Source organism: Bradyrhizobium sp. PRIMUS42 (genome assembly GCF_023006515.1).
Classification (GTDB): Bacteria; Pseudomonadota; Alphaproteobacteria; order Rhizobiales; family Xanthobacteraceae; genus Bradyrhizobium.
Map to the genome: position 1 here is coordinate 1 of NZ_JALBGZ010000337.1, position 6,765 is coordinate 6,765.

Below are 6,765 nucleotides of genomic sequence, written 5' to 3' on the forward strand. Positions count from 1 at the left end.
CACCGGCAGGCCGGCGCCCGAGACGATGAAGGAGGCGCAGGTCGAGACATTGCCCGAGCCGGAGCCGTCGCCGCCGGTGCCGACGATGTCGACGGCGTCAGGCGGCGCCGTCACGGTCAGCATCTTGGAACGCATCGCCGTAACCGCGCCGGTGATCTCGTCCACGGTCTCACCGCGCACCCGCAGCGCCATCAACAGGCCACCCATCTGCGAGGGCGTGGCCTCGCCGGACATCATGGCGTCGAAGGCGGAAGCGGCCTCGTCACGCGACAGGCTGGCGCCGGTCGCCACTTTTCCAATGATCGATTTCAGGTCGTCCATCGCGTGCTTTCAACTCACTGGTTCGCGCCGGTCACCTGCGCGAAGGCGGCCTGATTAATGGTGGTCCCGATGTCGGTTTCAAGCCTGTTGACATAGGAAGCGACCTGCTCCTCGGTCTGGGCGCGGTCGAGGCTCTCCTTCAGCTTCTTGAACGCGTCGGAGGCGGCGTCGACTGTGGGATCGACGATGTCGGTGACGCGGAAGACGACCACTTCGCCGCCGCCGCTGACAGCCGTCTGTCCGACGCCGTCCTTGGCGGTGCGGAAGGCGGCCGACACCACGGCCGCGGGCACGCCAGCGGGAGAATCGTCGCGCTTGAAGCCGGTCGCGGTCTCGACCTTGGCGCCGATCGATGCCGCTTCATCAGCGAGCTTGCCGCCCGCTTCGAGCTTCTGCACCATCTCGGTCGCCTTGGCCTTGAGCTTGGCCGCGATCTGGTCCTGGCGCCAGCGCGCCTCGACCTGGTCGCGGACCTCGTCGAGATTGCGGTCGCGCGAGGGCGTGATGGCGAGCACGTCGTACCAGACATAGCCGCCCTTGAACGAGATCGAGTCGTTGTCGACGCCGACATCGGTGTTGAAGGCCTGCGACACCACGTCGAGGCCTTGCGGAATGTTGGCGAGCGGCTGGCCGTTCGGGGCGCGTCCGGAGCGGTCGACGGCGTCGATGGTCACGGCGGTGAGGCCGAGCTTCTGCGCCGCGTCGATCACGCTGGAGCCGCCGCCACGCTCGTCTTCCATCTTGTCGCGGAGATCGGCGACCTTGACGCGCGCGCGCTCGGTGGCGATCTCGCGCTTGATGTCGCCGGCAAGGCTGGCGTAGTCCGCCTCTTTGCCCGGCTCGATCTTGTCGACCTTGACGATCGCGACGCCAAGCCCGCCCTGGATCGGTTGGCTGATCTCGCCGACGGGAAGCGCGAAGGCGGCATCGCCGACTGCGGCAGCGAGCGAAGACTTGGTCACGAGCCCGAGGTCGACGTCGGAGGCGCTTAGCCCGCGCTCCTTGCCGAGGTCCTCGAACGACATTCCGCCGACGAGGCGCTCGCGTGCGGCCTGCGCGTCGGCGACGTTCGGAAACACGATCTGCTGGATTTGGCGCTTCTCCGGCGTGCCGAGCCGGTCCTTGCGCTGCTCGAACATTTTCTTGGCGTCCTCGTCCGACACCTCGGTCCACTTGCCGATCTCCTCCGGCGAGACCGCGACGAAGGCGATCTTGCGATATTCGGGCGCGCGGAACTGGACCTTGTGATCCTCGAAATAGGCGGCGAGCGTCTCGGGTGAGGGCGCGTCGATCTGGCCTGCCTGGGCGGCGTCGAGCTTGACGAACTCGATGGCGCGCTGCTCGTTCTGAAAGCGCGTCAGCACGTCGAGCATGGTCTTCGGCGGCTCGAGGCCGGCACCGATCGTGCCGGTGATCTGCCGGCGCAGCGACACCTTGCGCTGTTCGGCAACGTAACGCTGCTCGGTATAGCCGAAATTGCGGATCACGGCCTGGAAGCGGTTCGCATCGAAATTGCCGCCGACGCCCTTGAAGTTGGGATCGTTCATGATGAGCTGGCGGATCTGCTCGTCCGACTGACCGAGCCCGAGCCGGCGCGCCTCCTCGTCGAGGGCGGCCTCCGCGATCGTCTGCTGCAGCACCTGGCGGTCGAGGCCGAAGGCACGCGCCTGATCGGGCGTCAGCGGACGGCCGAACTGGCGGCTGATCTGTTGCAGGCGGTCCGTGTAGATCTGGCGGAACTCGTTCAGCGAAATCTCGGTGCTGCCGATCTTGGCCACCGTGGACTGTCCGAATCCTTTGAAGATGTCGGCGATGCCCCAAATGCCGAAACTGACGATCAACACGCCCATCACCACGGCCATAATGGTCTTGCCGAGCCAGTTTGATGAGGCCTTGCGCATTCCTCGAAGCATTTGGTCCAACTTGTTTGAGCAGGAAGGGGAACGGGAGCGCGTCTTAATGCAGATTCAGCAAAAGCGCCTCACCAAATTGATCAATCATCATAAAGTGGTGGCTTTCCCCCCGCAACCTCGGCCCATGCGGCCTCGCGAAGCCGTTAAAGAGCTTTGGTCTCTGGAACTGCGGCAGGTCCTCTGCTAGCGCATGCACAACCCTCATCTTGCTGGAAGTTAATATGACCGATGCCATCCGACCGCTGATCGCCGGCAACTGGAAAATGAACGGCCTGAAGGGCTCGATTGCCGAATTCGACGCCATGCTCAATGGCGCGGCAGAGGTGGCCGCCAAGGCTGACCTGTTGGTCTGCCCGCCCGTGACCCTGGTAGCGGCCTTCGCCGGGAAGGCGGCGGGCAAGAAGGTCGCAGTAGGAGCCCAGGACTGCCATCCCAAGGCCTCCGGCGCGCACACCGGCGATATTGCCGCCGAAATGCTCGTGGATGCGGGCGCAACCGCAATCATCGTCGGCCATTCCGAGCGGCGTGCCGATCACGGCGAGGGCGATGCCCTGATCCGCCAGAAGGTCGAAGCCGCCTGGCGCGCCGGGGCGACGGCGATCGTCTGCGTCGGTGAGACGCAAGCCCAGCGCGACGCCGGTCAGACCCTGGACATTCTGCGCGGGCAGCTCGCCGGCTCGCTGCCTGATGGCTCGACCGCTGCGAATCTCATCGTGGCCTATGAGCCGGTCTGGGCGATTGGCACCGGCCTGACCCCAACAGCCCAGGATGTTGAGCAAATTCATGGATTTATCCGGGAGCTCCTGACCTCGCGGTTCAAGGCCGACGGTGCCAGAATGCGCATTCTGTATGGCGGTTCGGTCAAGCCCTCGAATGCGGCCGAGCTGATGGCGGTCAAGAACGTCAATGGCGCTCTGGTCGGCGGTGCCAGCCTGAAAGCGGCCGATTTCCTTGCGATCGCGAAGGGCTGCCCCTAGCTAACCCCAAAGCACGGATCCGGACCTGATCGGGGGTGGCAATACCCCCTCCGATCGTGTAACACCGCGCAACTTCAGGAAAACCCGCGAAGCGCGATCGGCCGCCGTCAGGCGCCGCCCGCTTGTGACGGAAGGGCACTATGCAGACTGTTGTCATCGTCATCCACCTCATGATCGTCGCCGTCATGATCGGCGCCGTCCTGCTCCAGAAGTCGGAAGGCGGCGGCCTCGGCATGGGCGGGGGCGCGGGCTTCATGTCGAGCCGCGGCACCGCGAACCTTTTGACGCGGACCACCGGAATTTTGGCTGCAGGCTTCTTCCTCACCAGCATGTTCCTGTCATGGCACGCGGGCTACAGCCGTGCGCCGTCATCGATCATTGGCACGCCGGCCTCGCAGACCCAGCCGGGCGGCGGATCGCCGATCGCGCCGCCGACCTCGGGCGGCATCCTGGATTCGCTGAAGAAGGCCGACGAGCAGCAGCAGGCCCCGGCCCCGAGCGGCCCGCAGGTGCCGCGCTCGCAATAAAGCAGGGGGGCCATGCAGGGCGGCTGCTACCGTCCTGCATCAAAAATCTCCATCAAGGCACTGTCACCACTCTTAGTTTTGGCTCACCCACAGGCCCGCAGAATCTTTGGGGCGGAATACGAATCGCTTTGGCGAATCGAATTCGAGGGATTAGAGGTTAAGTCCCATGGCGCGGTACATATTCATCACCGGCGGCGTGGTTTCTTCGCTCGGCAAGGGTCTGGCTTCAGCGGCACTCGGTGCGCTGTTGCAGGCCCGGGGCTACAAGGTCCGCCTCCGCAAGCTCGACCCCTATCTCAACCTCGATCCCGGAACGATGTCGCCGTATCAGCACGGCGAAGTGTTCGTGACCGATGACGGCGCGGAGACCGATCTCGATCTCGGTCACTACGAGCGCTTCACGGGCCGGCCTGCGACCAAGCAGGACAACATCACCACGGGGCGCATCTACCAGGACATCATCTCCAAGGAGCGCCGCGGCGATTATCTCGGCGCGACCATCCAGGTGGTTCCGCACGTCACCAACGCCATCAAGGAATTCGTCCTCTCCGGCAATGACGATTACGATTTCGTGCTGGTCGAGATCGGCGGCACCGTCGGCGACATCGAGGGCCTGCCGTTCTTCGAGGCGATCCGCCAGCTCAAGAACGAGCTGCCGCGCGATCACGCCATCTACATTCACCTCACGCTGCTGCCTTACATTCCGAGCGCCGGTGAATTGAAGACCAAGCCGACGCAGCATTCGGTGAAAGAGCTGCGCTCGATCGGCATCCAGCCGGACATCCTGCTCTGCCGCACCGACCGCGAGATTCCGAAGGAAGAGCGGCGCAAGCTGGGGCTGTTCTGTAACGTGCGTGAAAGCGCCGTGATCGAGGCGCGCGACGCCGACAGCATCTATGCCGTGCCCGAGGCCTATCACGCGGCGGGCCTCGACGATGAAGTGCTTGCCGCCTTCGGCATCGGATCGCGAATCCCGCCGGTGCTCAAGAGCTGGCAGCAGATCAACGAGCGCATCCGCAATCCCGAGGGCGACGTCACCATCGCGATCGTCGGCAAATATACCGGCATGAAGGATGCGTATAAGTCGCTGATCGAGGCGCTCTCGCATGGCGGCATCGCCAACAAGGTGAAGGTCAATCTCGACTGGATCGAGAGCGAGATCTTCGAGAAGGAAGATCCGGCGCCGTTCCTCGAGCACGTCAACGGCATTTTGGTGCCGGGCGGATTCGGCCAGCGCGGCGCCGAAGGCAAGATCCGTGCGGCGCAGTTCGCGCGTGAGCGCGACGTGCCGTATTTCGGCATCTGCTTCGGCATGCAGATGGCGGTGATCGAGGCGGCGCGGAATCTCGTCGGCATCGAGGACGCCAACTCCACCGAGTTCGGTCCCACCAAGGAGCCTCTGGTCGGCCTGATGACGGAATGGCTGCGCGGCAACGAGCTCGAGAAGCGCTCGCAGGCCGGCGATCTCGGCGGCACGATGCGGCTTGGCGCTTATCCCGCGGCATTGAACCGCGGCAGCCGCGTCTCGCAGGTCTATGGCGGCGCCACCGAGATCTCCGAGCGCCACCGCCACCGCTATGAGGTCAACACCGCCTACAAAGACCGCCTAGAGCAGCACGGCCTGAAATTCTCAGGCCTGTCGCCCGACGGCGTGCTGCCTGAGATCGTCGAGTACGAGGATCATCCCTGGTTCATCGGCGTCCAGTTCCACCCCGAACTGAAGTCGCGGCCTTTTGAGCCGCATCCGTTGTTCGCATCGTTCATTCAGGCGGCGATGGTGCAGAGCCGGCTGGTGTAGTGCTTTCTCCGCCTTTGACGATCGCTCGGTTTGTTGCGACAACTCCTTGCCGCAAGAACAACAATGCAGGGAGTGAACTCCGATGATCTACGAAATGCGCGTCTATCGCTGTGTGCCCGGCCGGCTGCCGGCGCTCTTGAAGCGGTTCGAGACCGCCACGCTGAAGATCTGGGAGAAGCACGGCATCAAGCAGGCCGGGTTCTTCACGACCTTGATCGGTGAATCCAACCAGGAGCTGACCTATTTCCTGGCGTGGGACTCGCTCGCCGAGCGCGAGAAGAAGTGGGGCGCGTTCATGACCGATCCGGACTGGATGAAGGCGCGCGCCGAGAGCGAGGCCGACGGCCAGATCGTCGGTAACATCGTCAGCCAGATCCTGACGCCGACTGCCTTCTCGGCGGTCAAGTAGCGATCCTTGCCGCAGCGGGGAACTCTGGGCGCAACCCTGATATTCGAACGGCCCGGGCCGAATGGGGTTGATCCGACCCCCATGGCGGCTATGGTCGCGCCGAAACGAGGGATTGGCCTTGAGCTCTTCGCATTCAGCGGCGCCGGTCGTCACCATTGGCACGGTCAAATTCGGCAATGATCTGCCGATCGCGATCATTGCCGGGCCGTGCCAGCTCGAAAGCCGCCAGCATGCGCTGGAGGTGGCCACAGCGCTGAAGGAGATCGCCGCGCGGCTGAACATCGGCCTCGTCTACAAGACCTCCTTCGACAAGGCCAACCGCACCAGCGCGTCGGCGGCGCGCGGGCTGGGCCTCGCGCAGTCGCTGCCGATTTTCGCCGAAATCCGCTCCTCGCTCGGTCTGCCGGTCCTGACCGACGTGCACGATGCCACGCAGTGCGCCGAGGTGGCGCAGGCGGTTGATATCCTGCAGATCCCGGCCTTCCTGTGCCGGCAGACTGATCTCCTGCTCGCTGCCGCTGCGACCGGTAAGGTCGTCAACGTCAAGAAGGGCCAGTTCCTGGCGCCGTGGGACATGGCGAATGTCGTCACGAAGATCACGAGTGCCGATAATCCCAACGTGCTCGTCACCGAGCGCGGGGCGTCTTTCGGCTACAACACGCTGGTCTCCGATATGCGCGCGCTGCCGATCCTGGCGCGCACCACCGGCGCGCCTGTCATCTTCGATGCCACCCATTCGGTGCAGCAGCCGGGCGGGAAGGGGACGTCCTCGGGCGGCGAGCGCGAATTCGTGCCGGTGCTGGCACGCGCGGCCGTTGCG

General features: G+C 64.5%; 6 protein-coding genes and 1 pseudogene. 5 read left to right on the forward strand and 2 right to left on the reverse strand.

Annotated elements, in window-relative coordinates; all coding sequences use genetic code 11:
* Positions 1–321 (reverse strand): annotated as a pseudogene (locus MOV75_RS22570) (anthranilate phosphoribosyltransferase); the annotation flags it as partial.
* A 14-nt stretch (positions 322–335) separates the two neighbouring features.
* Complete coding sequence (locus MOV75_RS22575) at positions 336–2,234, reverse strand: SurA N-terminal domain-containing protein (protein WP_246929333.1); 1,899 nt, start codon at positions 2,232–2,234, stop codon at positions 336–338.
* Positions 2,235–2,455: 221 nt separating this feature from the next.
* Here MOV75_RS22575 and tpiA point away from each other — a divergent pair, with 221 nt between their 5' ends.
* From tpiA to kdsA, 5 genes are all read left to right on the forward strand, one after another.
* Positions 2,456–3,211, forward strand: a complete 756-nt coding sequence (tpiA, locus tag MOV75_RS22580) for a triose-phosphate isomerase (protein WP_246929327.1) — start codon at positions 2,456–2,458, stop codon at positions 3,209–3,211.
* Between the two features lie 140 nt (positions 3,212–3,351).
* Positions 3,352–3,738: a preprotein translocase subunit SecG gene (gene secG / locus MOV75_RS22585; protein WP_246929325.1), complete on the forward strand. Its 387-nt coding sequence runs from the start codon at positions 3,352–3,354 to the stop codon at positions 3,736–3,738.
* 166 nt (positions 3,739–3,904) lie between these two features.
* A complete protein-coding gene (locus tag MOV75_RS22590; protein WP_246929318.1) occupies positions 3,905–5,536 on the forward strand; it encodes a CTP synthase in 1,632 nt (543 codons plus the stop codon).
* A gap of 82 nt (positions 5,537–5,618) precedes the next feature.
* The gene (locus MOV75_RS22595; RefSeq protein ID WP_028136196.1) at positions 5,619–5,945 is read left to right on the forward strand and encodes an NIPSNAP family protein; all 327 of its coding nucleotides are present in this window, start codon (positions 5,619–5,621) and stop codon (positions 5,943–5,945) included.
* 118 nt (positions 5,946–6,063) lie between these two features.
* Positions 6,064–6,765: 3-deoxy-8-phosphooctulonate synthase (kdsA, locus tag MOV75_RS22600; protein ID WP_247006640.1), on the forward strand; the 702-nt coding region annotated here is incomplete at its 3' end.

Excerpts from the sequence above, each read along its gene's own strand:
- MOV75_RS22575 (WP_246929333.1), bottom strand. The coding sequence starts at position 2,234 with ATGCTTCGAGGAATGCGCAAGGCCTCATCAAACTGGCTCGGCAAGACC.
- MOV75_RS22590 (WP_246929318.1), top strand. The coding sequence starts at position 3,905 with ATGGCGCGGTACATATTCATCACCGGCGGCGTGGTTTCTTCGCTCGGC.
- secG (WP_246929325.1), top strand. The coding sequence starts at position 3,352 with ATGCAGACTGTTGTCATCGTCATCCACCTCATGATCGTCGCCGTCATG.
- tpiA (WP_246929327.1), top strand. The coding sequence starts at position 2,456 with ATGACCGATGCCATCCGACCGCTGATCGCCGGCAACTGGAAAATGAAC.
- MOV75_RS22595 (WP_028136196.1), top strand. The coding sequence starts at position 5,619 with ATGATCTACGAAATGCGCGTCTATCGCTGTGTGCCCGGCCGGCTGCCG.